This window comes from Aquabacterium sp. UBA2148, from assembly GCF_002328915.1.
In the GTDB taxonomy this organism is placed as follows: Bacteria; Pseudomonadota; Gammaproteobacteria; order Burkholderiales; family Burkholderiaceae_C; genus Aquabacterium; species Aquabacterium parvum.
The window spans coordinates 1-2,771 of record NZ_DCXA01000261.1; the positions used below are offsets into that span (position 1 = coordinate 1).

Consider the following 2,771-nt stretch of genomic DNA (forward strand, 5'->3'; position numbering starts at 1 on the left):
CTGCACCTGGCGGCGGTGTCGAGCCAGGTGCGCAGCCTGCAGCTGCCCCAGCTCCCGGTCAAACAATCCAGTCATGCCGCGAGGTTAACAGGCGCGCTCCGGCAAGCCCGAATGCCTGCTCGCAGCCTGCGCTCAGCGGTTCCAGGCCGCGAACAGGCCCTTGCGCGCCGCCTCGGCCACGGCCGCCACGCCGGGGTGGGTGATGCGGCGCTCCACCGTGATCAGGTAGAACTCTTCGATCAGGTCGGGCGCCTCGCCCACCAGCTCGGCGCCGTACTGCTGGCGCACCTCCTCGTCGAGCACCATGGGCGCCATGAAGACCCCGTGGCCGAACTTGCCCAGCGCCTTGGCCAGGGCGCCGTCGTCCAGCTCGGCAATGGGCCGGGGGTGCAGCTTGTGGCGGCCCAACCACTGCGCGAAGCGCTGGCCCAGGGCCGAGTCGCTGCCCGGCATCAGCATGGGTGCGTCGTCCAGGCAATTCGGAAAGCCGCCCTTCAAGCTCGCGGCCAGCTCAGGCGTGGCGTAAAAGCCCACCGAAGAGCCGCCCAGCCGATGGTTGAAAGCGTTGACGCTGAGCGCGGGCGGCAAAGGCGTGTCCGACAGCACCAGGTCAAGCCGGTGCACGGCCAGCTCGGCCAGCAGGCTGTCGAGCTTCCACTCGCGGCAGACCACTTTGAAGGGCTGCTCTCGCTGCAGGGCCGGCTCCAGCAGGCGGCAGGTCACCATCTTGGGCACGGCGTCGGCCACGCCCACGCGAAGCTCCAGCGGGCGGTGCGCACCACGCGGCTGGCGCACCACCTGGTCCAGCTCCGAGCCCAGGGTGAAGATGTCCTGTGCGTAGCTGAAGGCCAGTTCCCCGGTTTCGGTCAGGGCGAGCTGGCGGCCCTTCTTTTTGAACAAGGGCCGCCCGAAATGCTCCTCCAGCAGCTGAACCTGCCCGCTGATGGTCTGCGGCGTCACGTGCAGGTGCTCGCCAGCCTTGACGACACCCCCCAGGCGGGCCACGGTCCAGAAGTAGAGCAAGTGCTTGTAGTTCATATCGGTTTTACCGAATCATTTGGATCAATATTTCGAATTTACATGATTCACGATCCGCATCAAGATGCCACGCGTGTTCGTCTCTTTTCCCACGAGGAAATCACCATGTCTGATCATTCGCACCCGACCCGCACGCTGAGCCCCGTGGCCGGCACCGCTGTTTCGACCTCGCTGTCGGACAGCAGCCGTCGCGTGCTCCGCAACACCTACGCCCTGCTGGGCCTGACGCTGGCCTTCAGCGCGGGCATGGCCGGCCTGGCCATGGCCCTGAACGTGCCTTCGCTGGGCCTGATCGTCACCCTGGTGGGCTTTTTCGGCCTGAGCTTCTGGGTTCAGAAAACCGCGCACAAGGCTCAGGGCCTGCTGGCCGTCTTTGCCTTCACCGGCTTCCTGGGCTTCACCATGGGCCCGCTGCTCAACGCGGTGCTGAACCTGCCCCATGGCCCGGCCGTGGTCACGCAGGCGCTGGGCACCACGGCGGTGGCGTTCCTGGGTCTGTCGGCCATCGCCCTGACCACCAAGCGTGACTTCAGCTTCATGGGCAGCTTCCTGATGATCGGCTGCCTGGTCGCCTTCGCGCTGGGCCTGGGTGCCATCTTCTTCGAGATGCCTGCTCTGAGCCTGGCGGTGTCGGGCCTGGTCGTCCTGCTGATGAGCGGCATGATCCTGTTCGAGACCAGCCGCATCGTCAACGGTGGCGAGACCAACTACATCCTGGCCACGACCAGCCTGTACCTGTCGGTCTACAACCTGTTCAGCGCCCTGCTGGCCCTGTTCGGCATGGGCGGCAACAGCGACGAGTGAGTGATTCGGCCCGGCTTCTGACGCCGGACGAAAAGAAGCCCGAGCCGGTCACCGGCCGGGCTTCTTGCTTTTCGGGGCACCCATGAAGGCCTCGGGCGAAGCGAGCTTCAAAGCGCCTGCAAGCGCGCCCGCACCTCGGCCGCTTCGCGCATCACGCGCGCCACGATCTCGGCCACCGGCACCACGTCGCGCACCAGCCCCTGGGACTGCCCGATGAGCTGCACGCCATCGTCGTGTTTGCCCTCGTGGATGGCCTTGCGCATCGCCAGCGTCGCCGCGCCGAAATAGGCCACTTTCACCGCGCCGACCACGCCTTGCTGCATGGCTTCGCGCGCCAGGTGGTGCAAGGGCGTGTTGAGCTCGCGCGCGGCCTTGAGCGAGCGCGAGATCGCCACCGGCGGGCTCAGCCGATGCGCGGTGTAGCGCTTGCCGCCCGGCGTCTTCATCACGCGGCAGGGCCAGGTGTCGAAGTTCGGCGAGTAGATGGTCTCCTCCGCCTCTTTGGACACGATGAGCCGCTTGGTGTCCGCGTGCACCGGGCTCTCGGCCGAGCTCGCGAAGCGCGTGCCCATGGCCACGGCGTCGGCGCCCAGTGCCAGCGCCGCCACCAGGCCGCGCCCATCGGCCACACCGCCGGCCGCGATCAAGGGCTTGTCGGTCATGTCGCGCACGGCGGGGATCAGCACCATCGACGTCACCGCGCCACCGTGGGCCGCGGCCTCGTGCCCGGTCACGATCAGGCCGTCGGCACCGGCGTCCAGGGCCGAGCGCGCGTGCGCCTCGCTGGAGATGGTGGCGATCACCTTGCCGCCGTAGGCGTGCACACCGTCGATCACCCACTCGCCTTTGCCCATGGACACGTTGACCATGGGCACGCGCTCTTCGATGGCCACGCGCGCGCACTCGGCCGCGCCGGGCAGGCCCAGGCT

Annotated in this window: 3 protein-coding genes; 1 reads left to right on the forward strand and 2 read right to left on the reverse strand. The window is 67.7% G+C overall.

Features of this window, described 5'->3' with window-relative positions:
• Window positions 1–132: 132 nt before the first annotated feature.
• Window positions 133–1,038 (reverse strand): transcriptional activator NhaR, encoded by a 906-nt coding sequence (gene nhaR / locus B2W70_RS14525; RefSeq protein WP_286746738.1) that lies wholly within the window; start codon window positions 1,036–1,038, stop codon window positions 133–135.
• Between the two features lie 105 nt (window positions 1,039–1,143).
• Between nhaR and B2W70_RS14530 the strand changes: the two genes are divergently transcribed.
• Complete coding sequence (locus B2W70_RS14530) at window positions 1,144–1,842, forward strand: Bax inhibitor-1/YccA family protein (RefSeq protein WP_152987656.1); 699 nt, start codon at window positions 1,144–1,146, stop codon at window positions 1,840–1,842.
• A gap of 107 nt (window positions 1,843–1,949) precedes the next feature.
• Here B2W70_RS14530 and B2W70_RS14535 read toward each other — a convergent pair.
• Window positions 1,950–2,771 (reverse strand): NAD(P)H-dependent flavin oxidoreductase (locus B2W70_RS14535; protein ID WP_286746740.1); only part of this gene is annotated, 822 nt, incomplete at its 5' end.

What these genes read in the sequence shown, in the direction of transcription:
- B2W70_RS14530 (WP_152987656.1), top strand. Translation starts at nt 1,144, where the DNA reads ATGTCTGATCATTCGCACCCGACCCGCACGCTGAGCCCCGTGGCCGGC.
- nhaR (WP_286746738.1), bottom strand. Translation starts at nt 1,038, where the DNA reads ATGAACTACAAGCACTTGCTCTACTTCTGGACCGTGGCCCGCCTGGGG.